The sequence below is a fragment of the Atlantibacter subterraneus genome (assembly GCF_007570865.1).
In the GTDB taxonomy this organism is placed as follows: Bacteria; Pseudomonadota; Gammaproteobacteria; order Enterobacterales; family Enterobacteriaceae; genus Atlantibacter; species Atlantibacter subterraneus.
Map to the genome: position 1 here is coordinate 217,948 of NZ_VLPS01000006.1, position 22,450 is coordinate 240,397.

15 protein-coding genes are annotated in these 22,450 nt (G+C 56.4%); 11 read left to right on the top strand and 4 right to left on the bottom strand.

From position 1 onward, the window contains the following. The first annotated feature begins 2 nt into the window (after positions 1 to 2). The 5 genes from FND52_RS12995 (at position 3) to FND52_RS13015 (ending at position 5,940) form a co-directional block, all read left to right on the top strand. A complete protein-coding gene (locus FND52_RS12995; RefSeq protein WP_144131255.1) occupies positions 3 to 347 on the top strand; it encodes a gamma-glutamylcyclotransferase family protein in 345 nt (114 codons plus the stop codon). 791 nt (positions 348 to 1,138) lie between these two features. Next, on the top strand, positions 1,139 to 1,672 hold the full coding sequence (locus FND52_RS13000; protein ID WP_125294203.1) for a fimbrial protein: 534 nt from the start codon (positions 1,139 to 1,141) through the stop codon (positions 1,670 to 1,672). Between the two features lie 79 nt (positions 1,673 to 1,751). After that, a complete protein-coding gene (locus FND52_RS13005) occupies positions 1,752 to 2,435 on the top strand; it encodes a fimbrial biogenesis chaperone (protein WP_144131257.1) in 684 nt (227 codons plus the stop codon). Then, positions 2,435 to 4,900, top strand: a complete 2,466-nt coding sequence (locus tag FND52_RS13010; protein WP_144131259.1) for a fimbria/pilus outer membrane usher protein — start codon at positions 2,435 to 2,437, stop codon at positions 4,898 to 4,900. Before FND52_RS13005 ends, FND52_RS13010 begins: the two co-directional genes overlap by 1 nt. Next, the gene (locus FND52_RS13015; protein WP_144131261.1) at positions 4,900 to 5,940 is read left to right on the top strand and encodes a fimbrial protein; all 1,041 of its coding nucleotides are present in this window, start codon (positions 4,900 to 4,902) and stop codon (positions 5,938 to 5,940) included. The genes FND52_RS13010 and FND52_RS13015 overlap by 1 nt, the downstream gene beginning before the upstream one ends. Positions 5,941 to 6,019: 79 nt before the next feature. On the opposite strand, the gene ppa is transcribed toward FND52_RS13015, so the two are convergent. Continuing rightward, a complete protein-coding gene (gene ppa / locus FND52_RS13020; RefSeq protein WP_125294207.1) occupies positions 6,020 to 6,550 on the bottom strand; it encodes an inorganic diphosphatase in 531 nt (176 codons plus the stop codon). Positions 6,551 to 6,950: 400 nt separating this feature from the next. Here ppa and ytfQ point away from each other — a divergent pair, with 400 nt between their 5' ends. The 5 genes from ytfQ to FND52_RS13045 all read left to right on the top strand — a co-directional run bounded on the left by ytfQ (position 6,951) and on the right by FND52_RS13045 (position 13,168). Continuing rightward, on the top strand, positions 6,951 to 7,907 hold the full coding sequence (gene ytfQ / locus FND52_RS13025; RefSeq protein ID WP_125294208.1) for a galactofuranose ABC transporter, galactofuranose-binding protein YtfQ: 957 nt from the start codon (positions 6,951 to 6,953) through the stop codon (positions 7,905 to 7,907). Between the two features lie 68 nt (positions 7,908 to 7,975). Continuing rightward, complete coding sequence (gene ytfR / locus FND52_RS13030) at positions 7,976 to 9,478, top strand: galactofuranose ABC transporter, ATP-binding protein YtfR (protein WP_144131263.1); 1,503 nt, start codon at positions 7,976 to 7,978, stop codon at positions 9,476 to 9,478. A gap of 9 nt (positions 9,479 to 9,487) precedes the next feature. Then, on the top strand, positions 9,488 to 10,507 hold the full coding sequence (gene ytfT / locus FND52_RS13035) for a galactofuranose ABC transporter, ATP-binding protein YtfT (RefSeq protein ID WP_125294210.1): 1,020 nt from the start codon (positions 9,488 to 9,490) through the stop codon (positions 10,505 to 10,507). Continuing rightward, entirely contained in the window at positions 10,500 to 11,501 is a 1,002-nt protein-coding gene (gene yjfF / locus FND52_RS13040) for a galactofuranose ABC transporter, permease protein YjfF (protein ID WP_125294211.1), read from the top strand. Before ytfT ends, yjfF begins: the two co-directional genes overlap by 8 nt. 101 nt (positions 11,502 to 11,602) lie before the next feature. Further along, positions 11,603 to 13,168, top strand: coding sequence for a methyl-accepting chemotaxis protein (locus FND52_RS13045; RefSeq protein ID WP_144131265.1), 1,566 nt, complete (start codon positions 11,603 to 11,605; stop codon positions 13,166 to 13,168). Between the two features lie 67 nt (positions 13,169 to 13,235). On the opposite strand, the gene fbp is transcribed toward FND52_RS13045, so the two are convergent. Beyond that, entirely contained in the window at positions 13,236 to 14,234 is a 999-nt protein-coding gene (gene fbp, locus FND52_RS13050; protein WP_144131266.1) for a class 1 fructose-bisphosphatase, read from the bottom strand. 174 nt (positions 14,235 to 14,408) lie between these two features. Between fbp and mpl the strand changes: the two genes are divergently transcribed. Further along, positions 14,409 to 15,788 (top strand): UDP-N-acetylmuramate:L-alanyl-gamma-D-glutamyl-meso-diaminopimelate ligase, encoded by a 1,380-nt coding sequence (gene mpl, locus FND52_RS13055; protein WP_144131268.1) that lies wholly within the window; start codon positions 14,409 to 14,411, stop codon positions 15,786 to 15,788. Between the two features lie 72 nt (positions 15,789 to 15,860). Here mpl and FND52_RS13060 read toward each other — a convergent pair whose 3' ends face one another. Then, positions 15,861 to 17,279 (bottom strand): glutamate synthase small subunit, encoded by a 1,419-nt coding sequence (locus FND52_RS13060; protein WP_144131270.1) that lies wholly within the window; start codon positions 17,277 to 17,279, stop codon positions 15,861 to 15,863. Between the two features lie 50 nt (positions 17,280 to 17,329). Further along, the gene (gene gltB, locus FND52_RS13065; RefSeq protein ID WP_144131272.1) at positions 17,330 to 21,790 is read right to left on the bottom strand and encodes a glutamate synthase large subunit; all 4,461 of its coding nucleotides are present in this window, start codon (positions 21,788 to 21,790) and stop codon (positions 17,330 to 17,332) included. Between the last annotated feature and the right edge of the window lie 660 nt (positions 21,791 to 22,450).

Consider the following 22,450-nt stretch of genomic DNA (forward strand, 5'->3'; position numbering starts at 1 on the left):
CAATGCGAATATTTGTCTACGGTAGTTTAAGACGCAAACAAGGCAACAGCCACTGGATGACCAACGCCCAGTGGCTGGGCGATCACACGGTAGAGAACTACCAGTTGTTCAGCATTGGCCACTATCCCGGCGCGGTGCCGGGCGAAGGGCAGGTGCTGGGTGAAGTGTATCGCATTGATGCCAGCACTCTTGCCGAGCTGGATGCCCTGCGCACAACGGGGGGAGAATACCGGCGTCAGCTGATCCAGACTCCCTACGGCAGCGCCTGGATGTATGTTTATCAGCGGCCAGTAGAGGGCCTGACCCGCATAGAAAGCGGCAACTGGCTGGATAGAGAACAGTATTAACGCCAAAAGAAACCCTGCTTCGGTAGGGTTTCTTTTTTTTAGCTGTCAGTGCGCCATTACTTTCCACAGCGGTTTGTTTAAAACAAAGGGTGCATTGAATGATGATTTATAATATTATCATGTGAATCTTATTATTAATTCTCGCCCTCTGAAATCTTAGTGATTGAAATGGGCTGCGGGATTTGATATTAATAACGTCAAATATAATTTAGTGCGTTATAGTCGATAGCGTTAATAAGGTTGAAGACTTTTCCTATACTTTTATATAGATAAGGAAATCCTGATAAATAGCAGGTTATGTCCCACTGAAAGAAGTGTGAAATTCTATTTTTAATTATTTGTTTGTTTTTCGATTATTGGTTTTCGTGAAAATTGACTGGCCCGTCAAACAGCTCTAACTGAAAAGAAATAGTAATCTGTACCCTACCCATAAATGGTTAATGCCTGGCGCGACGCTGGTTTGCGGCGTGTTTGTAGCAGATCCTGGCGCAATGCCCTGGATGGCTACTTTTTATATCGGTGATATAAATATTAGTGTCTAAGATCAATTTTATGAAATGCGCAAAAACGGATTATTAATATTAGATAAATTGATGAAAATATAATTCATTATGTAAAATTTCCGACATAATTTGAATTGACTCCGAATGGCATAATTTATTTGTGCTGGTATCTTTCGCGGCGGAATGACAACGGTGTGACACAGGGCAATATTATTGTCGTCTCTACGTTGTTACCGGATTCAGGCCGACTGGCGGCCTGTTATTTATATCCAATGCGGAGAGTCTTTCATGAAAAAATCAATTATCAGCCTGTTTTGCCTGGCGGCTATCGGCGTGACGGGTTCGGCTATGGCTTATGACGGCCAGATTAATTTTACCGGCAGCATCAGCGATCAGACCTGTACCGTCGATAGCGCGGCCCAGGGGCTGGATGTCGATCTCGGCAAAGTCGCGAAAAGCGCGCTGCAAAATACCGATGGCACAGATGCGGCAGGCGTTAAATCCTCTGCGGTGAAGTTTGCGCTCGCCGTCAGCAGTTGCCCGGATACCGTCACTGGCGCAACGGTGACGTTTGACGGTACCAGCGCCAGCGATACCACTCTGCTTGCAATCGATTCCGGGGCAACCGCCGCCAAAGGCGTCGGTATCGGTATCTATGACTCAAGCGACAATCTGATCCCGCTGCACAGTGCTTCAACCAACTATCCCCTGAGCGCCGGGCCTAACACCCTCAATTTCCTGGCGCGTTACGTCTCCACAGGCGAGCCCGTGGTTATCGGGGCCGCCAACGGCACCGCCCAGTTCACCTTTAACTACAAATAACCTTTTCCGGGGCGCTCGCCCCGGTATTCACAGGGATTTAGCGCACGGATGCGTTCCGCGCGCTGTCAGGGGATAAGCGATGAACCGATTGGTACTGTTGGCGACAGCTCTGGCGCTGTCTGCCATTCCCGCCTGGGCGGGTGTTGTAACGGGTGGCACCCGGGTTATTTATCCGGCCGATAAAAAAGAGGTTTCACTTCCGGTAAGAAATCCTGAGAAGTCCGGCGTCTACCTGATTCAAAGCTGGGTCGATACCGGAACATCTGGCGAACGAGGACCGTTTATCGTTACGCCGCCGCTGTTTCGCATTAATTCGGGTGAAGAAAATCTGCTGCGTATTATCCGCACCGGCGGCAATTTACCGCAGGATCGGGAGTCCATTTTCTGGCTCAATGTCAAGTCGATCGCGGCTGACGACAGCAGCAAACCGCACACCAATGTATTGCAGCTGGTCGTCAAAACGCGCGTGAAGTTGTTTTACCGCCCCACGGGATTACCGGGCGACCCGCAACAGGCATACCGACAGTTGCAGGCGGCACGGCAGGGCAATCGCCTGATTATTCGTAATCCCACGCCGTACTACGTCACGCTGTTTACGCTTACCGTTGACGGTAAGGAAATCAAAGAAGCGGATCTGGTTGCGCCTTTCGGCAGCGTAAATTTCGCCCTGCCGGCGGCGACGGCCTCTTCCGTGGTCTGGCAGGCGATTAATGATTATGGCGGTATTACCGAGCCGGAACGTCGTCACGTTCAGGAGGGATAATGCGGCGCTTCGTTCATTATTCGTCTCTGATGGCGTTGTTGCTGGCGCCGTGCGTACAGGCGCGCGAAACCTTCAATATTCATGCCCTTGAAATCGATAATCCCGGCCAGCCAGTGGCAGACTTATCGGCGTTTGCTGAAGCCGAAGGCCAACAGCCCGGCGAGTATCAGGTAACGGTTTACGTCAATGGCGAGCAGCAGGGCGATGTTCAAAACGTCAACTTTGTCGCTGGGGCGGATAAGAAACTGAACGCGCAGTTAACGCCGGCGTTATTGCGTGCCTGGGGAGTAAAAATCGACGCCTTTCCGGCGCTGGCCGCGCTGGCCCCGAACCATGCGCTGGAGGATATCGGCCAGTACATACCGCTGGCCGCCACGGAGTTTCGGTTCAGCAAGCTGCAACTCAATGTCAGTATTCCTCAGGCCGCGATGGACTCTACCGCGCGCGGTCAGGTCGATCCGGCACAGTGGGATGAAGGCGTGCCTGCGGCGTTGTTGAATTACAATGTTAGCGGCAGCCATACCCAATATAGCGAAGGCGAGGGGGCAGACAGCAACCAATATGCCAGTTTGCAAAGCGGGCTGAATTTTGGCCCGTGGCGGCTGCGCAATGATTCAACATGGAACTATGACGAGCGTAACGGTAGCCACTGGAATTCCATCAACACGCAGTTACTGCGGGATATTCGCACTCTCAAAGCGCAAATGACGCTGGGGGATAGCTATACCCCTTCCGATGTCTTCGATAGCGTACCGTTACGTGGCGCGCAGCTGGCGTCCGACGACAATATGCTGCCGGATAGCCTGCGAGGTTTCGCCCCAGTTATTCGCGGTATCGCGCAGTCGAACGCCCAGGTGACTGTGAAACAAAACGGCTACACCATTTATCAAACCTATGTCGCACCGGGCGCGTTTACCATCAACGATCTTTATCCCACCGCGGGCAGCGGCGATCTTGATGTCACTATCAAAGAGTCCGACGGCACCGAGCGCCATTTTGTACAGCCGTTTTCGGCGGTGCCGCTGATGCAGCGCGAAGGACGCCTGAAATATGCGTTTGCCGCCGGAAAATACCGCAGCGATGGCGGTGCGGAGCCGCAGTTCGGGCAGTTGACTGCGATTTACGGCTTACCCCATTCCACCACCCTTTATGGCGGCGTCATCTATGCCGACAATTACCAGGCCGGGGCTCTGGGGCTGGGCATCGGCCTTGGCGAACTGGGTTCGCTTTCCGCCGACGCCACGGTCGCCCGCGCCATGCCTGTTAATAGTGCGGATCACTCTGGCCAGTCATACCGGTTGCAATACTCCAAAGATATTCAGGCCACCGGCACGAACTTCACGCTGGCGACTTACCGCTATTCCACGGAAGGATATTACTCCTTTCAGGAAACCAACGATCGGCAGGATGGCGACAACAGAGATGCCCTGGATCATAACAAACGCCAAAAATTGCAGCTGGATGTCAGCCAGCGCCTGGGGGCGATGGGATCGTTTTTCATCTCCGGCTACCAGCAGGATTATTGGGGTGAAAAAGGGTATGAACGCACGCTCAGCGCCGGCTGGAACGGCAGTATCAACGGCATTAACTACAGCATTGCTTATAGCTACAGCGAAATGCCGGATAGTGACACCGCGGCAGACCAGCAGTTGGCTTTCAGCATTCAGGTGCCGCTCAGCCGCTTTTTATCGAATGCCTGGGCGAGCTATAGCGTCACTAGCGCGAAGCAGGGAAATACGCGCCAGCAGTTGGGCATTAATGGCACCGCGCTGGCGGATAACAACCTCAGTTATAACGTCCAGCAGAGCTATACCAATCAGGGCGCAGGGGCGTCAGGTATGCTCAGCGCCACCTGGAAGGGCGGGTATGGCGAAGTCTCTGGGGGATATAACTATGACGACGCGATGCGGCAGGTCAACTATGGCCTGAAGGGCGGCGTGGTGGCGCATCCTCACGGCGTGACGTTCAGTCAATCCCTCGGCCAGTCGCTGGCGATAGTAAAAGCGCCCGGTGCGAATGACACCCGAATACAAAACAATACTGGCATCTATACCGACTGGCGCGGTTACGCGGTGGTGCCTTATGTCACGCCTTATAAAAAGAACCGTGTGGCGCTGGACCCCAGCACCCTGAGGGACGATGTGGATATTGATACGGCGGTGCAGACCGTCATTCCAACCCAGGGGGCGGTGGTAATGGCCGATTTTAATACCCGAGTGGGCCGCCGCGCGTTGATGACGCTGATTTACCGCGGGCTGCCGGTTCCCTTCGGCGCTGAGGCGAAATTAAGCGACGGGGGAAGCGGTATTGTCGGCGATGACGGCCAGGTGTATCTCTCCGGCGTGCCGGATCGGGGCGAGATTGTGGTGAGCTGGAGCGGGGCGGAACGCTGCCGGGTACATTACCAACTGCCGGACAATAGCGCTGACGTACCGGTACTGGAAACGGAACAGGAGTGTCGATAATGAAATGTAGTATGCGAATTTTACTGTTGGGATGGTTGCTTCTTATCGCGTCCAGAGGCGCATTTGCTGCTCCCGGCGCGGGATGTACCGCCAGCGGCAGCTACTCGATTCACCGTATAGAGAATACGTCGGTACGGTCCGATTTACCGGTTGGGATGCCTATTACTGGCGACTGGCTCTACGTTCAGGGACAGGTCTATCAGAATTGCGAATACGATTATGAAGCGCAACGCGGATTTAACGTGGTATCCGGCCTGAAAAGTTACATTAGCCATAATTCTGGCGTCACCTGGAATGGTGAAACGGTTTTTGACACCAATGTTCCCGGCATTGGCTATGTGCTGGAGGGCAGCACGCAGAAAGGCGGGGGAGACTGGAGCGCGTATCTGGGAATGAGCGCCGGACAAACAGCCCGTCAACTGGCGAGTTTTTCCAATAGCGTCGGTGAGCGCATGAACATTAGCGATCGGATGCGGATGATGCTGATAAAAACCGGTACTGTCCAGCCTGGCACGATTAATAGCTTTAATGCGGGTTACTTTTATGCTGGCGTTAATGAGACCAACAACTGGGCGCCTGAGGTGCCAGTCCAGTTTATGGGGGGACAAATCGTGTTGCCGAGCTGCGCCCTCACAACGCCGGATATTTCAGTCGATCTGGGCAAACATGCCATTAGCGAGTTTAGCGGCATCGGTTCAACCGTCGCGGACTGGCGCAATATTGATATTGGGCTGAACTGCGATAGCAGCGCGATTAAAATCTACATTACCGTCGATGCGCCCGGCGTGTCCGGGACGCCGGGCGTGATGAGTCTGGACAGCGCGCCAGGCGATACCGGCGCTACCGGCGTCGGCGTGCAACTGTGGCTACGGACCAACAACGGAAGCCCGATTACTTTTGGCAAGGAAACCTATGTCGACACCAGCGCTAATCAGGGTGCGTTTACGGTGCCGCTTGAGGCGCGCTATTATCAGACCGCTGCCAAAATGACCGCTGGCGTCGCTAATGCCACGGCAACTTTTACAATGACCTATAAATAGCGCGGGGAATTTAACCGGGCGGTGGTAAAAAAAACGGTCGCCAAAGGCGACCGGTATCATGAGAGCTAACGCCAGAAAATTATTTCTTCGCGGCGCGTTCGAAAGAGGCAACGATTTCCGCTTTAGCGGCTTCTGCGTTATCCCAGCCGTCCACTTTCACCCATTTGCCTTTCTCGAGATCTTTGTAGTGCTCGAAGAAGTGGGCAATCTGCGCTTTCAGCAGTTCCGGCAGGTCGTTCACGTCTTTAATGTGATCGTACTCTTTGCTCAGTTTGGTGTGCGGGACCGCAACCAGCTTGGCGTCTTCGCCTGCTTCGTCAGTCATTTTCAGCACGCCAACCGGACGGCAGCGGATCACAGAACCCGGCTGCAGCGGGTACGGTGTCGGGACCAGCACGTCAACCGGGTCACCGTCCAGAGACAGGGTGTGGTTGATGTAACCGTAGTTGCACGGATAGAACATCGCGGTAGACATGAAACGGTCAACGAACAGCGCACCGCTGTCTTTGTCGATTTCATATTTGATCGGGTCCGCATTCGCCGGGATTTCGATAACTACATAGATGTCTTCTGGCAGATCTTTACCAGCAGGCACGTTGAGTAAGCTCATGTCTGTTTCCTTTAACTGTATGGCAAACAATGCCGGGTATTATAGCCAAATGCGCCTGAAAGTCCTGGACTGTTTTTCCCGTCACCAATAAATCCCAACGCGTTTTATTGTCTTTTTATGGCTGAATAATCCATAAACTCAGCCGCTTTCTGAATAAATTTTTGTAACCGTTTACAAAGTGAGATTTTTGCCCGGTCAGAAGCAAAAAAATCTCTCTAATCCGCGACCTGGCGCAGGGGCGAAAAGTCGCTACCCCGCTCACACTCTTGCATTCTCAGGCTCATAACCTTTATGTAACTTTTTTGAATTGTGATGTAACGCATTTTGTTACATCCCTTATTGTCTATAGTTTTCCCGCAGGTGGAGATTTAACCAACAATAACCCTACGAGGATTCACTTATGTGGAAGCGCTTACTTCTGGTCACAGCAGTTTCGGCAGCCATGTCGTCTATGGCAATGGCAGCCCCCTTAACCGTGGGTTTTTCTCAGGTAGGTTCTGAATCAGGCTGGCGCGCAGCGGAAACCAGCGTGGCGAAAAGCGAGGCTGAAAAACGCGGCGTCACGCTGAAGATCGCGGACGGCCAGCAGAAACAGGAAAACCAAATCAAAGCCGTGCGTTCGTTTATCGCTCAGGGCGTTGATGCCATCTTTATCGCCCCGGTTGTGGCAACAGGTTGGGAGCCGGTGCTGAAAGAAGCCAAAGAGGCGGAAATCCCGGTGATCCTGCTGGACCGTAATATCGATGTAAAAGACAAATCGCTGTATATGACCACCGTTACTGCTGACAACGTGCTGGAAGGCCGTCTGATTGGCGACTGGCTGGTAAAAACCCTCGACGGCAAACCCTGTAATGTGGTTGAACTCCAGGGCACCGTGGGTGCGAGCGTAGCGATCGACCGTAAAAAAGGCTTTGCCGAAGCTATCGCTAAAGCGCCGAACGTGAAAATCATCCGTTCGCAATCCGGCGACTTTACCCGCAGTAAAGGCAAAGAAGTCATGGAAAGCTTTATCAAGGCTGAAAACAACGGCAAAAACATCTGCATGGTTTACGCCCATAACGACGACATGGCTATCGGTGCCATCCAGGCCATTAAAGAAGCGGGCCTGAAACCGGGCTCTGATATTCTGACGGGCTCCATCGACGGCGTACCGGATATCTTCAAAGCGATGATCGACGGCGAAGCCAATGCCAGCGTTGAATTAACGCCGAACATGGCCGGCCCGGCATTCGATGCGCTGGAAAAATTCAAAAAAGACGGCACCATGCCTGAGAAAACTACCATCACCAAATCTACGCTGTTCCTGCCGGATACCGCGAAAGAAGAACTCGAGAAGAAAAAAGGCATGGGCTACTAAGCCAGCCGCAGACAAGGCTCTCTGCGGAGAGCCTTTTGCTCTACTGACACGCTTTTCGGAGTCCGGTGATGCAAACACAACAACATCAGGAAATCTTGCGCACCGAAGGGCTGAGTAAAGTCTTTCCGGGGGTAAAAGCGCTGGATCACGTCGATTTTAGCTTACGGCGTGGCGAAATTATGGCCTTGCTGGGGGAGAACGGCGCAGGCAAGTCCACATTAATTAAGGCCCTCACCGGCGTGTATCAGCCCGACGGCGGTACCGTGTGGTTAGAGGGCCAAACCATCCGCCCGAAAAATACCGCCCACGCCCAGCAGCTCGGCATCGGGACGGTGTACCAGGAAGTGAACCTGCTGCCGAATATGTCAGTGGCGGATAATCTGTTTATTGGCCGCGAACCGAAACGCTTCGGTTTACTGCGCCGCAAAGAGATGGAAAAACGCGCCACGGCGCTAATGGAATCTTACGGCTTCAGCCTCGACGTGCGCGAGCCGCTCAACCGCTTCTCCGTCGCCATGCAGCAAATCGTGGCGATTTGCCGCGCCATCGATTTATCCGCCAAAGTGCTGATCCTCGATGAACCCACCGCCAGCCTTGATACCAAAGAAGTGGAAATGCTGTTTACCCTGATGCGCCAGCTGCGCGATCAGGGCGTCAGCCTGATTTTCGTTACCCACTTTCTGGACCAGGTGTATGAAGTCACCGACCGCATCACCGTGCTGCGCAACGGCAAGTTTATCGGCACCCGCGACACCAAAGAGCTTCCGCAAATCGAGCTGGTGAAGATGATGCTGGGGCGCGAGCTGGACCAGAACGCCCTGCAACGCGCCGGGCGCACGCTGCTGAGCGAAAAACCGGTAGCAGCGTTTAAAGACTACGGCAAAAAAGGCGTGATTGCGCCGTTCTCACTGGAAGTCCGCCCCGGCGAAATTGTTGGCCTGGCGGGGCTGTTAGGTTCCGGGCGCACCGAAACCGCCGAAGTGATCTTTGGTATCAAGCCCGCCGACAGCGGCAACGCGCTGATCAAGGGCAAACCGCAGGCGCTGCGTTCCCCTCACCAGGCGTCCTGTCTGGGGATCGGCTTCTGCCCGGAAGATCGCAAAACCGATGGGATTATTGCCGCCGCCTCGGTGCGTGAAAACATCATTCTGGCGCTCCAGGCCCAGCGCGGCTGGCTGCGACCGATCCCCCGGCGCGAGCAAAACGACATCGCCGAGCGCTTTATCCGCCAGTTGGGCATCCGCACGCCGAGCGCCGAGCAGCCGGTGGAGTTCTTGTCCGGCGGCAATCAGCAAAAAGTGCTGCTGTCGCGCTGGCTGCTGACCCGTCCGCAGTTCCTGATCCTCGATGAACCCACGCGCGGAATTGACGTCGGCGCGCATGCCGAAATTATTCGTCTGATCGAAACGCTGTGTGCCGACGGCCTGGCCCTGCTGGTTATCTCGTCAGAACTGGAAGAGCTGGTGGGGTATGCCGACCGGGTGATCATCATGCGCGACCGGGAACAGGTGGCGGAAATCCCGCTTGAAGAGCTGTCCGTCAGCGCAATTATGAATGCCATCGCGGCATAAGGAGGGCTCTTGATGACTCGTTCAGTGCCGGACGTGGGCGCGCCGAAGCGCCGTTTCCGCTGGCCGCAGGGAATGCCGCAACTGATAGCGTTGCTGCTGGTATTGCTGGTCGACAGCATGGTGGCGAACCATTTCTTCCAGATTGTGGTTCAGGACGGGCGCTTATTCGGCAGCCCGATTGACATCTTAAACCGTGCCGCGCCCGTCGCGCTGCTGGCTATTGGCATGACGCTGGTGATCGCCACCGGGGGTATCGACCTGTCGGTTGGTGCCATCATGGCGATTGCCGGAGCGACAGCGGCATCATTAACCGTTGCCGGTCATAGCTTGCCGGTGGTGCTGCTGGGGGCGCTTGGCGTTGGGGTCCTGGCCGGATTGTGGAACGGTATTCTGGTGGCGGTGCTAAAAATCCAGCCGTTTGTCGCGACGCTGATCCTGATGGTGGCCGGGCGCGGCGTGGCGCAACTGATCACCTCCGGGCAAATCGTCACGTTCAACTCGCCCGCGCTCTCTTTCCTGGGCAGCGGCTCGCTGTTGTTTTTCCCGACGCCGGTGATTATCGCGCTGGTCACGCTGATCGTATTCTGGCTGTTCACCCGCAAAACCGCCCTCGGCATGTTTATCGAAGCGGTGGGGATTAACATCCGCGCGGCGAAAAACGCCGGGGTGAATACCCGCCTGATGGTGATGCTGACTTACGTGCTCAGCGGCCTGTGCGCCGCCATTGCCGGGATTATCGTCACGGCGGATATTCGCGGGGCGGATGCCAACAACGCCGGTCTGTGGCTGGAGCTGGACGCCATCCTCGCAGTGGTGATTGGCGGCGGCTCGCTGATGGGCGGACGCTTCAACATCGCCCTGTCGGTGGTGGGCGCGTTGATTATTCAGGGGATGAACACCGGGATTTTGCTGTCCGGTTTCCCGCCCGAGCTGAACCAGGTGGTGAAAGCGGTGGTGGTGCTATGCGTGCTGATTGTTCAGTCACCGCGCTTTATTAGTCTGTTACGTCGGAGACGCCGCGATGATTAAACGTAACTTACCGCTGATGATTACCCTGGCGGTGTTTGTGCTGGGTTACCTCTACTGCCTGACGCAGTTCCCCGGTTTCGCCTCCACGCGGGTGATTTGCAACATCCTGACCGATAACGCCTTCCTGGGGATTATCGCCGTCGGAATGACTTTTGTGATCCTCTCCGGCGGCATCGACCTGTCGGTCGGCTCGGTGATCGCCTTTACCGGCGTATTCCTGGCGAAAGCCATCGGCTACTGGGGGATTTCCCCGCTGCTGGCCTTCCCGCTGGTGCTGGCGATGGGCTGCGCCTTCGGCGCATTTATGGGTTTGCTGATTGACGCGCTAAAAATTCCGGCGTTTATCATCACCCTCGCCGGGATGTTCTTCCTGCGCGGCGTCAGCTATCTGGTGTCCGAAGAGTCCATTCCGATTAACCACCCGATTTACGACACGCTCTCCAGCCTCGCCTGGAAAATACCCGGCGGCGGGCGTTTAAGCGCGATGGGGCTGTTGATGCTCGGCGTGGTGGTGATCGGCATTTTCCTCGCCCATCGCACCCGCTTTGGCAACCAGGTTTACGCCATTGGCGGCAACGCCACCTCCGCAAATCTGATGGGGATTTCTACCCGCAGCACCACCATCCGGATCTATATGCTGTCTACCGGGCTGGCAACCCTCGCAGGCATCGTGTTTTCTGTCTATACCCAGGCGGGCTATGCGCTGGCGGGGGTAGGGGTAGAACTGGACGCCATCGCCTCGGTGGTGATCGGCGGCACGCTGCTTTCCGGCGGCGTCGGTACGGTGCTGGGTACGCTATTCGGCGTGGCGATCCAGGGGCTAATCCAGACCTATATCAACTTTGACGGTACGCTGAGCTCCTGGTGGACCAAAATCGCCATCGGCATTTTGCTGTTTATCTTTATCGCCCTGCAACGCGGCCTGACCGTGCTGTGGGAAAGCCGTCAGAATGCCGCTGTCACCCGCGTTAACCCGGCGATAGCAAAGCAGTAACATATTGAAATTATTCGTTGCTGATTAAACTTTTTCCGGTAAATGCCGATAACTTCCTTCTGGCTTCACGTGGAGTTATCGGCAACCACCGGGAAATGACTATGTTGAAAAACCTCTCTATTCGCATGGGCCTGCTGGCCGTTCTGGCAGCCATGACGCTGCTGTTATTACTGGTTAGCGGGATCGGTATTTATGCGCTAACCCAAAGCTCTACTTCGCTGCAACGCATCAACCATCTGCAGGGCGAGCAGATCATGCGCCTCAATGATGGCTACACCCAGATCCTGCGGGCGCGTAATGAATCCGGTCAGGCGGTACGCCTGATGGAAGTCGGCCTGTTGCAGGACGCGGAAAAGTCGGTTACCCGAATCGAAAATGAAATCAGCCAGGGGCGCAAGACGTTAAAAAGCCTGCTGGAAAGCAACGTCAACGACGAGCAGGGCCAGCAATTGCTGGGGCAGCTGTCGCGCAGCTTCGACGCCTTTAACGTCAACGGCATCACGCCGATGCTGGCGTCGCTGAAAAGCCAGAGCCCGGACGACTATTACGCCCTGATGGAAAACGGCCTGATCCCGCTGTCCCAGAAATTCGATAATGACATGCGCACCTTCCTGGCCTGGAGTGAAAACCGGGGCAAAGAAGAAGTGACGGGCGTGCTGCAACACAAACAAACCGTACTGGGGCTGATGGTGCTGGCGGCGCTGATCGCTGCGGGCCTGATTGTCGCTGTCTGGTTCGGAATGCGCCATCTGCTGCTGAGCCCGCTGAACCGGGCTATCGTCCAGCTTGAACGCGTGGCGGCGGGCGATCTGACCCACACCGTCACCCCAACCGCGAACAACGAGCTGGGCCGCCTGGCGAACGCCATTGACGCCATGCGCCAGTCGCTGGTGGTATCGGTCACCAAAGTCCGCGACGCCAGCGCGCAAATCGATACCGGCAGCCGCGAACTCACCGCCGGGAATATCGATTTATCCCGCCGCACGGAATCCACCGCCACCTCGCTGGAGCAAACCGCGGCCAGCATGGAGCAGATCACCGCTACCGTGAAGCAGAACGCCGAAAACGCCGAACAGGCCCATCGTCTGACGCAAAACGTGTCGGAAACCGCCGATCGCGGCAGCGAAATGGTGTGCTACGTGATTGAAAAAATGCGCGATATTTCCGGCAGTGCCAATCGCATCGCCGATATCCTGAGCGTGATTGACGGCATTGCCTTCCAGACCAATATTCTGGCGTTGAACGCGGCGGTGGAAGCCGCGCGCGCTGGCGAACAGGGGCGTGGATTCGCAGTGGTGGCAGGCGAAGTGCGTACCTTGGCGAGCCGCAGCGCCGAAGCCGCAAAAGAGATCCGCACACTGATTGCCGATTCGCAAACTCACGTGGGCGAGGGCAGCGATCTGGCGATGCAGGCTGGAGAAACCATGGATGAAATCGCCAGCGAAGTGATGCGTATGACCAAACTGATGCGCGAAATCGCCAGCGCCTCCCAGGAGCAGAGCCGTGGCATTGAACAGGTGAATATTGCGGTAAGCCAGATGGACGAAGCGGCGCAGCAAAACGCCGCGCTGGTAGAGCAGTCGTCGGCGGCGACGCATTCGCTGGAAGCGCAGTCGCAGCTGCTGGTCGAGACCATGTCAGGCTTTAAGGTGCAGTTGCAGGCATAAAAATACCCCGGCATGCCGGGGTATCGAAATATTCAGATCCCCTGTCAGCGACAGGGGATTTTTGTTTTTACGCGTCAGGATATTCGCGAATAAAGCGCTCGACGTCGTTCACCATGCTGTCGTTGCCGACAAAGAACGGACGACGCTGGTGCAGGCTCTCAGGGATGATATCCAGGATACGGGTTTTCCCGTCGCTCGCCTTGCCGCCCGCCTGTTCCGCCAGGAACGCCATCGGATTGCATTCATACAGCAAACGCAGCTTCCCTTCCGGGTGGCTGGCGGTGCTCGGATACAGGTAAATCCCGCCTTTCAGCAGGTTGCGGTGGAAATCCGCTACCAGCGAACCGATATAGCGCGACGTATAAGGACGTTGGGTATTGGCATCTTCTTCCTGGCAGAACTTGATGTACTTCTTCACGCCCTGCGGGAATTTGATGTAGTTGCCTTCGTTAATGGAGTAGGTGTTGCCTTTTTTCGGGAAGCGCATGCGCTCCTGGCTCAGGCAGAACACGCCCAGGGAAGGGTCGTAGGTAAACGCATGGACGCCGCAACCGGTGGTGTAAACCAGCATGGTTGAAGAGCCGTACACCACGTAACCCGCAGCAACCTGTTTGCTGCCAGGCTGGAGGAAGTCTTCTTCGGTTACCGGCGTGCCGACCGGGGTAACGCGGCGGTAAATAGAGAAAATCGTCCCGACGGAGACGTTAACGTCAATGTTGGACGAGCCGTCCAGTGGGTCCATCAGCACCACGTATTTTGCGTGTTCACAGCCTTCGAACACCACAATCTCATCTTCTTCTTCCGACGCGATCCCGGCGACGATGTCGCGGGCCTTCAGCGCGGCCTTCAGTTTTTCGTTCGCGAACAGGTCGAGTTTCTGCTGCACTTCGCCCTGTACGTTTTCAGCGCCGCTGGCACCTAAGATATCAACCAGTCCGGCTTTGTTGATATCGCGATGGATAATCTTGGCACCCAGCTTTATTGCCGACAGCAGCGCAGTCAGTTCGCCGGTAGCATGAGAAAACTCATGCTGCTTTTCGACAATAAATTCACCTAACGTTTTCATAACACTTTCCCTGCATCCTGGTTTGAGTAAAGCGATCGTTTAATCGTAACAAAGATATAAAGGTTAGCGCACAGGTGAATCGAGACAGCAAATAACAGAATCGCCTTAAATGCGTTTCTTCAGGCTCCCACATGCGGGTAGAATATGCGCCGGATGAAAAAAGGACAGTAACGTATGCGTATTCATATTCTGGGTGTGTGTGGCACCTTTATGGGCGGGCTGGCGATGCTGGCGCGGGCCCTGGGCCACGAGGTCACCGGCTCGGATGCAAATGTTTACCCGCCGATGAGTACCCTTCTTGAAAAGCAAGGTATTGATTTAATTCAGGGCTATGACATTGAACAACTCGATCCGCGCCCGGATCTGGTGATCATCGGCAACGCCATGACGCGTGGCAACCCGTGCGTGGAAGCGGTGCTGGAGCAGAATATCCCTTTCATGTCTGGCCCGCAGTGGCTGCATGATTTCGTGCTGCGCGACCGCTGGGTGATCGCTATTGCGGGAACGCATGGCAAAACCACCACGGCAGGCATGGCGACCTGGATCCTTGAAGCCTGCGGCTATAAGCCAGGCTTTGTGATTGGCGGCGTGCCGGGCAATTTCGACGTATCCGCGCGGCTCGGCGAAAGCCCGTTCTTTGTGATTGAGGCGGATGAGTACGACTGCGCCTTCTTCGACAAACGTTCCAAGTTTGTGCATTACTGCCCGCGCACCCTGGTGTTGAACAATCTTGAATTTGACCATGCGGATATCTTTGACGATCTGCGGGCTATCCAGAAGCAGTTCCACCACCTGGTGCGCATTGTGCCGGGGCAGGGCAGGATCATCTGGCCGGAAGGCGATGCCAATCTCAAGCAAACTGTGGCAATGGGCTGCTGGAGCGAGCAGGAGCTGGTGGGCGAGCAGGGCCAGTGGCAGGCGAAAAAACTCAATGCCGATGCGTCCAACTGGGAAGTGCTGCTGGACGGTGAGCGCGTGGCGGAAGTGAACTGGCAGCTGGTGGGCGAGCACAATATGAATAACGGGCTGATGGCGATCGCCGCCGCGCGCCATGTAGGCGTGATGCCTGCCGATGCCGCTCAGGCGCTTAACAGCTTCGTGAACGCCCGCCGCCGGCTTGAGCTGCGCGGTGAAGCCAACGGCGTAACGGTGTATGACGATTTCGCCCACCACCCGACGGCGATCCTGGCGACCCTCGCGGCGCTGCGCGGTAAAGTCGGCGGTACGGCGCGTATTCTTGCCGTGCTGGAGCCGCGTTCCAACACCATGAAGATGGGCCACTGTAAGGACGACCTGGCACCCTCGCTGGGCCGCGCCGATGAAGTGTTTCTGTTCCAGCCGTCGCATATTCCGTGGCAGGTGTTTGAAGTGGCGGATGCCTGCATTCAGCCCGCGCACTGGAGCGGCGATGTCGACACGCTGGTGGAGATGATCGTGAAAACCGCTCAGCCGGGCGACCATATCCTGGTGATGAGCAACGGCGGATTCGGCGGCATCCATCAGAAACTGCTGGATGCGTTGGCGAAAAAGGCGGAGCTGGCTCAGCAGGATTAACGTCCAACAGCTAAACCGAAGCCATAAAAAAAGCCCGTCAGCGCTACACTGACGGGCTTTTTACTGGCCGAATTACACTTCCAGGTAATTCATAATGCCGTCGGCGGCTTTACGCCCTTCGGCAATTGCCGTTACCACCAAATCGGAGCCGCGCACGATATCGCCGCCGGCAAAGATTTTCGGGTTGCTGGTCTGGAACGGGTTATCGCTGCGCTCCGGGGCGATGATGCGGCCCTGAGAGTCCAGCTCCACGCTGTGCTGCGCCAGCCATTCCATGCTGTGCGGACGGAAACCAAACGCCATCACTACCGCATCGGCAGGCAGAACGTGCTCGGAGCCGGCGACGATTTCGGCGCGACGACGGCCATTGGCATCCGGCGCGCCCATCTCGGTGCGCACCATTTTCACGCCGGAGACTTTACCGTTGGCGTTGATTTCCACGCCCAGCGGCTGCACGTTGAATTTGAACTCCACCCCTTCTTCACGGGCGTTTTTCACTTCCCGGCGTGAGCCCGGCATGTTCTCTTCGTCACGACGGTAGGCGCAGGTCACGTGGGTCGCGCCCTGGCGCACGGAGGTACGCACGCAGTCCATCGCGGTATCGCCGCCGCCCAGCACCACCACGCGTTTGCCTTCCATGCTGATATACGGCGATGCCGCATCTTCGCCAAAGCCCATGGTGTTGCGGGTGTTGGCGATCAGGAACGGCAGCGCGTCGAATACGCCCGGCGCATCTTCATTTTCAATGCCGCCGCGCATCGACTGATAGGTACCGACGCCCAGGAACACCGCGTCGTACTCGGCAAGCAGCGCTTCCAACTGCACATCGCGGCCTACTTCGGTGTTGAGCTGGAACTCAATGCCCATGCCGGTGAAGATGTCACGACGGCGGGTCATCACTTCTTTTTCCAGTTTGAACGCCGGAATACCAAAGGTCAGCAGACCGCCGATTTCCGGGTGACGGTCATACACCACCGCTTTGACGCCGTTACGGGTCAGCACGTCGGCACAGGCGAGGCCCGCCGGGCCCGCGCCGATAATCGCCACGCGTTTGCCGGTTTGCTTCACGCCGGTCATATCCGGACGCCAGCCCATCTCAAACGCCTTATCGTTGATATAGCGCTCGATGTTGCCGATGGTGACCGCGCCGAATTCGTCGTTCAGGGTGCAGGAGCCTTCACACAGGCGATCCTGCGGGCACACGCGGCCACAGACTTCCGGCAGGGTGTTGGTCTGGTGCGACAGTTCCGCCGCTTCGAAAATACGGCCTTCGTTGGCCAGCTTCAGCCAGTTCGGAATGTAGTTATGAACCGGGCATTTCCACTCGCAGTACGGGTTGCCGCAGGAAAGACAGCGGTCCGCCTGGGCTTTGGCCTGGCTTTCTGAAAACGGCTCGTAGATCTCAACAAACTCAATTTTACGGATTTTGAGTGGCTTCTTCGGCGGATCAACGCGCTGTAAGTCGATAAATTGATATACGTTTTGGCTCATCATGACCTCTTAAATCCGGCCAGCGCAACGCGGTGCGCCAGCCGAGATTTTTACTGCGCCTGCACCCGCAATTCAGCGGCGCTGCGACTACGGTGACCCAACAATGCTTTGACATCACTGGACTTCGGTTTAACCAGCGCGAATTTCGCCGAGAACGCTGGCCAGTTAGCCAGGATCTCTTCGCCGCGCTGGGAGCCGGTCAACTGCACGTGCTCCGTGATCAGACCGCGTAAGTGCTCTTCATGGATAGCAAGCTCATCCACGTTCAGCACTTCCACCAGCTCCGGGTTCACGCGCTTACGGAATTCACCGTCTTCATCCAGCACGTAGGCGAAACCGCCAGTCATGCCCGCGCCGAAGTTAACCCCGGTTTTACCCAGGATACAGACGATACCGCCGGTCATGTATTCACAACCGTTATCGCCGATGCCTTCTACTACGGTGATGGCCCCGGAGTTACGCACCCCGAAACGCTCGCCCGCGCGGCCCGCCGCATACAGACGACCGCCGGTCGCGCCGTACAGGCAGGTGTTACCGATGATGCTGGCTTCGTGGCTGCGGAACGCGGAGCCCACCGGCGGACGAATCGCCAGTAAACCGCCTGCCATGCCTTTGCCCACATAGTCGTTGGCGTCGCCGGTCAGATACAGCTCCACGCCGCCCGCGTTCCAGACGCCGAAGCTCTGGCCCGCAGTGCCGTTGAAATGCGCCTTGATCGGGTCGGAAGCCAGGCCCTGGTCGCCGTGCGTCTGGGCGATATAGCCCGACAGCAGCGCGCCCACGGAACGGTCGGTATTGCGAATATCAAACCAGAAGGTCTTGCTCTGTTTCTGGTCAACGTACTCTTTCGCCTGGTTCAGCAGCTGCGCGTTCAGCACGCCGTTATCGAACGGCGGGTTGGTTTCGGTGCAGTACAGCGCTTTGCCCGGGTGCGGCTCGGCGGTTGCCAGCAGGCGGGACAGATCCAGCTTCTGCTGCTTCGCCGTGTAACCGTCCAGCTCTTTCAGCAGGTCGGTGCGGCCAATCAGGTCCACCAGGCGCTTCACGCCCAGCTGCGCCATCAGCTCGCGGGTTTCACGGGCGATAAATTCAAAGTAGTTGGTCACTTTGAACGGCAGGCCGTGATAGTGGTTCTTACGCAGTTTGTCATCCTGAGTCGCCACGCCGGTGGCGCAGTTGTTCAGGTGACAAATACGCAGGTATTTACAACCCAGCGCCACCATTGGACCGGTGCCGAAGCCGAAGCTTTCCGCGCCCAGAATCGCCGCTTTGATGATGTCGAGGCCGGTTTTCAGGCCGCCATCCACCTGCAGGCGGATTTTATGACGCAGGCCGTTAGCCACCAGCGCCTGCTGGGTTTCCACCAGGCCCAGTTCCCACGGGCATCCCGCATATTTCACCGAGGAAAGCGGGCTTGCGCCGGTGCCACCGTCGTAACCGGCGATGGTGATCAGGTCTGCATAGGCTTTCGCCACGCCAGTGGCGATGGTGCCCACGCCCGGCTCAGAAACCAGCTTCACGGAGATCAGCGCTTTCGGATTGACCTGCTTGAGGTCGAAAATCAGCTGCGCCAAATCTTCAATTGAGTAGATATCGTGATGCGGCGGCGGGGAGATCAGCGTTACGCCCGGCACCGAATAACGCAGTTTGGCGATGTACGGGGTAACTTTATCGCCCGGCAGCTGGCCGCCTTCACCCGGTTTCGCGCCCTGCGCCACTTTAATCTGGATTACGTCAGCGTTGACCAGGTAGGACGGGGTTACGCCAAAGCGGCCCGAGGCAACCTGTTTGATGCGCGACACTTTATTGGTGCCGTAGCGCGCCGGATCTTCGCCGCCTTCGCCGGAGTTGGAGTTGCCGCCGATGCTGTTCATGGCTTCCGCCAGCGCTTCGTGGGCTTCCGGGCTTAGCGCGCCGATAGACATCGCCGCGGTATCAAAGCGTTTAAACAGTTCGGTCGCCGGTTCAACATCATTGATGCTGACCGCATCGCCCTGCGGGTTAAGCGCCAGCAAATCGCGCAGGGTAGCCGCCGGACGTTCGTTAACCAGCCGGGCGTATTCCTGATAATCGCTGTACTCGCCGCTCTGCACCGCCTGTTGCAGGGTGCGCACCACGTCCGGGTTGTAGGCGTGGTATTCGCCGCCGTGCACGTATTTGAGCAGGCCGCCCTGTTCCAGCGGTTTGCGGGCCAGCCAGCTGCGCTTCGACAGGTTCAGCAAATCCTGTTGGAAGTCGGCAAAACCGGCACCGCCGATACGGCTGACCACGCCCTGGAAGCACAGGCTGGAGACCTCGTCATGCAGGCCCACGGCTTCAAACAGCTTCGAGCAGCGGTAAGAGGCGATAGTCGAGATGCCCATTTTGGACATGATCTTGTACAGGCCTTTATTGATGCCGTTGCGGTAGTTCTGCATCACCGCGCGGTAGCTTTTCTCAATGGCGTGGGTGTCTACCAGTTTCGCCAGGGATTCATAGGCCAGATACGGGTAAATTGCGGTTGCGCCAAAGCCGAGCAGGACGGCGAAGTGGTGCGGATCGCGGGCGCTGGCGGTTTCAACAATGATGTTGGCGTCGCAGCGCAGGCTCTTATCCACCAGGCGAGTCTGGATCGCGCCCACCGCCATCGGTGCCGGAACCGGCAGACGGTTTTTGGCGATGTTGCGGTCAGACAGCACCAGCAGCACCGTGCCGTTACGCACCATCTGTTCGGCTTTATCGCACAGGGCTTTCACCGTCTCTTCCAGCGAGGTTTCGGTGATGTCGAAAGTAATGTCCAGCACATCGGCGCGATAGTGCTCTTCGGTCATGGTGGTGAGCTGATTAAAATCAGACCACAGCAGGATCGGCGATTTAAAGCTTAAACGGTGCGCCTGGCCTTCGGCCTCGCAGAACACGTTCATCTCGCGGCCAATGCTGGTCGCCAGCGACATCACGTGCGCTTCACGCAGTGGGTCGATCGGCGGGTTGGTGACCTGCGCGAACTGCTGGCGGAAGTAATCATAGATAATGCGTGGCTGGCTGGAGAGCACGGCGAACGGGGTGTCGTCACCCATTGAGCCAACCGCTTCCTGGCCGTTTTCGCCCAGCACGCGGATCACCGAGTCCAGCTCTTCGAAGCTGTAGTTAAACTGCTTCTGGTAGCTGGTGAGGGTATCGTCGTCCATCTCACGCTGGCCGACCTGATCGTCAGGAAGATCTTCAAACGGCACCAGACGGCGCACGTTTTTCTCCATCCACTCTTTATACGGATGGCGGATTTTCAGATCGTGGTCGGTTTCCGCCGAGTGCAGAATGCGGCCAATGCGGGTGTCGATCACCATCAGCTCGCCCGGCCCAACGCGGCCTTTTTCCACCACTTCATCAGGCTGGTAATCCCAGATGCCCACTTCAGAGGCACAGGTGATCAGTTTGTCTTTGGTGATGACGTAGCGCGCCGGACGCAGGCCGTTACGGTCCAGGTTACAGGCGGCGAAGCGACCGTCAGACATAACGATGCCCGCCGGGCCGTCCCACGGCTCCATGTGCATGGAGTTAAAGTCGAAGAACGCGCGCAGATCCGGGTCCATGTTCGGGTTGTTCTGCCAGGCTGGCGGCACCAGCAGGCGCATGGCGCGCACGATGTCCATCCCACCTGCCAGCAGCAGTTCGAGCATGTTGTCCATCGAGCTGGAGTCGGAGCCGGTTTCGTTAACGAACGGCGCGGCGTCGTGCAGATCCGGGATCAGCGGGGTCTGGAATTTATAGGTACGGGCGCGCGCCCACTGGCGGTTGCCGGTAATGGTGTTGATTTCGCCGTTGTGCGCCAGGTAGCGGAACGGCTGGGCCAGCGGCCAGCGCGGCACGGTGTTGGTGGAGAAGCGTTGGTGGAACAGGCAGATGGCCGATTCCAGACGCAGGTCCGCCAGGTCCAGGTAAAAGCGCGGCAGATCCGCCGGCATACACAGACCTTTATAGATGTTTACCAGGTTCGACAGGCTACAGACGTAAAAGTCTTTGTCTTGCTGATTGCGCTTTTCGATACGGCGGCGGGCGATAAACAGCCGGCGCTCCATATCACGCGGACGCCAGCCCGCAGGGGCGTTAACAAAAATTTGCTCAATTCGCGGCAGGGAGGAGAGGGCGATTTCACCGAGTACGCCGTCGTTGGTCGGCACTTCGCGCCAGCCCACGATCGACAGGGTTTCACGTTGCAACTCTTCTTCAACGATGCGACGGCTCTGCGCCGCCAGCTCCGGGTCCTGATTTAAAAACAGCATCCCGACGGCATAGTTTTTAGCTAAGCGCCAGCCGCGCTCTTCCGCGACCAGGCGAAAGAAACGGTCAGGTTTTTGTAACAGCAAGCCGCATCCGTCGCCGGTTTTCCCGTCTGCGAGGATCGCGCCACGGTGCTGCATGCGGGCCAGTGCGTGAATAGCGGTACGCACTACCTTGTGGCTAGGTTCGCCTTCTATGTGGGCGATCAGGCCGAAACCACAGTTATCCTTCTCAAGGGATTTATCGTACAACATATCAGTGAACCTCCCCAGGCTCTGCGGACTCGCTCCGACACCGATTGCGCGCGGACACAGCAAGAGCAGGCGACGGGGTTTTGCGTTTCATACGCGCACCTCGCATTCGCCCTCTCAATATCCTTTTCGCATCGGTACACAAGTGTTGAGGACTTGCTTCAGAGGGAATCTCAATTACTGCATAAATATGATGAGCAGAGTGCTCATCCAGAAAGCTTCCAGCGGATTTCCAAGTTATCGGGATTTGCGACACAGGTCAAATGGCATTCTTATTTATTCAAATTTGTGCTAACGAAGGGTTAACTCTATGAATTTAAAAAGGATGTATGGATTTTTTGTTTGCCTGAAGTGGTCTGAACAGCCTCGGCAAGTGTGATCTGTCTCACTATCAAAAAGCCGCAAAAACTATATAGCGCGCTGTTGTTAAATAAATTGGTAGATTATTGTGCTGAATATGGCTCTGGGGCCGCATAATGCCTCTGTTTTCGCGGCTGTGTCATATTCTTTAAATAATGAAGGAGTTTATAAGTAAAAGTAATTGCTTCAGGAGTGACTGAAATTTCGATAATTATGAATGATTATTCAAATGATAAAGGCAAGGGCAGGCGCTTGATCCACATCATCGCCGTAAAGAGGTAAAAATGGCAGTCTGAGGCCCTT

Bases quoted from the DNA above. Each gene is read 5' to 3' on its own strand.
- FND52_RS13015 (WP_144131261.1), top strand. From the start codon at position 4,900: ATGAAATGTAGTATGCGAATTTTACTGTTGGGATGGTTGCTTCTTATC.
- mpl (WP_144131268.1), top strand. From the start codon at position 14,409: ATGCGTATTCATATTCTGGGTGTGTGTGGCACCTTTATGGGCGGGCTG.
- ytfQ (WP_125294208.1), top strand. From the start codon at position 6,951: ATGTGGAAGCGCTTACTTCTGGTCACAGCAGTTTCGGCAGCCATGTCG.
- ppa (WP_125294207.1), bottom strand. From the start codon at position 6,550: ATGAGCTTACTCAACGTGCCTGCTGGTAAAGATCTGCCAGAAGACATC.
- FND52_RS12995 (WP_144131255.1), top strand. From the start codon at position 3: ATGCGAATATTTGTCTACGGTAGTTTAAGACGCAAACAAGGCAACAGC.
- FND52_RS13045 (WP_144131265.1), top strand. From the start codon at position 11,603: ATGTTGAAAAACCTCTCTATTCGCATGGGCCTGCTGGCCGTTCTGGCA.
- FND52_RS13005 (WP_144131257.1), top strand. From the start codon at position 1,752: ATGAACCGATTGGTACTGTTGGCGACAGCTCTGGCGCTGTCTGCCATT.
- FND52_RS13000 (WP_125294203.1), top strand. From the start codon at position 1,139: ATGAAAAAATCAATTATCAGCCTGTTTTGCCTGGCGGCTATCGGCGTG.
- gltB (WP_144131272.1), bottom strand. From the start codon at position 21,790: ATGTTGTACGATAAATCCCTTGAGAAGGATAACTGTGGTTTCGGCCTG.
- FND52_RS13060 (WP_144131270.1), bottom strand. From the start codon at position 17,279: ATGAGCCAAAACGTATATCAATTTATCGACTTACAGCGCGTTGATCCG.
- FND52_RS13010 (WP_144131259.1), top strand. From the start codon at position 2,435: ATGCGGCGCTTCGTTCATTATTCGTCTCTGATGGCGTTGTTGCTGGCG.
- ytfR (WP_144131263.1), top strand. From the start codon at position 7,976: ATGCAAACACAACAACATCAGGAAATCTTGCGCACCGAAGGGCTGAGT.
- yjfF (WP_125294211.1), top strand. From the start codon at position 10,500: ATGATTAAACGTAACTTACCGCTGATGATTACCCTGGCGGTGTTTGTG.
- fbp (WP_144131266.1), bottom strand. From the start codon at position 14,234: ATGAAAACGTTAGGTGAATTTATTGTCGAAAAGCAGCATGAGTTTTCT.